Origin of the sequence: Erwinia sp. B116 (assembly GCF_002865965.1) — a bacterium.
Taxonomy (GTDB): Bacteria; Pseudomonadota; Gammaproteobacteria; order Enterobacterales; family Enterobacteriaceae; genus Erwinia.
On the sequence record NZ_JRZZ01000093.1, the window covers coordinates 670 to 1,548 of the forward strand.

Consider the following 879-nt stretch of genomic DNA (forward strand, 5'->3'; position numbering starts at 1 on the left):
GCAGGGCCTGGTGGAGTCGGACAACTTTGCGATTGATACAAAGCTGCCAACCGCCACAATTCAGCTGAGCGACACCGCATTGCGTGCGGGTGAAACGTCCGTTGTGACTATCACCTTCAGCGAAGCCGTCTCCGGCCTGACCCGCGAAGCGCTGTCGGCGCCAAACGGTACGCTGTCCGAGCTGATCAGTGCAGACGGCGGCATTACCTGGACAGGTACTTATACGCCGAACGCCGATGTTACTGACGCCACCAATCTGATCGTCCTGAACCAGTCGTACGTTCGTGACGCGGCGGGCAATATCGGTCAGGGCCTCGTGGAATCGGACAACTTTGCGATTGATACAAAGCTGCCAACCGCCACCATTCAGCTGAGCGATACCGCGCTGCGTGCGGGTGAAACGTCCGTTGTCACAATCACCTTCAGCGAAGCCGTATCCGGCCTGACCCGCGAAGCGCTGTCGGCGCCAAACGGCACCCTGTCCGAGCTGACCAGCACCGACGGCGGCATCACCTGGACCGGAACCTGGACCCCGAACGCTGACGTGACCGACGCGACTAACCAGCTGGTGCTGAACCAGACCTGGGTGCGTGATGCGGCGGGCAATATCGGGCAGGGCCTGGTGGAGTCTGACAACTTTGCGATCGACACCCAGCTGCCAACCGCCACTATCGAGCTAAGCGACACAGCGCTGCGTGCGGGTGAAACGTCCGTTGTGACCATCACCTTCTCTGAGGCGGTCTCCGGCCTGACCCGCGAAGCGCTGTCGGCGCCAAACGGCACGCTGTCTGAACTGATCACCACCGACGGCGGCATTACCTGGACAGGTACTTATACGCCGAACGCCGATGTTACTGACGCCACCAATCTGATCGTCCT

The 879-nt window shown here is 60.9% G+C and carries 1 protein-coding gene; it reads left to right on the forward strand.

The features are described from left to right. The coding region (locus NV64_RS22640) for an Ig-like domain-containing protein (protein ID WP_199177718.1) at nucleotides 1-879 on the forward strand (879 nt) is incomplete at both ends.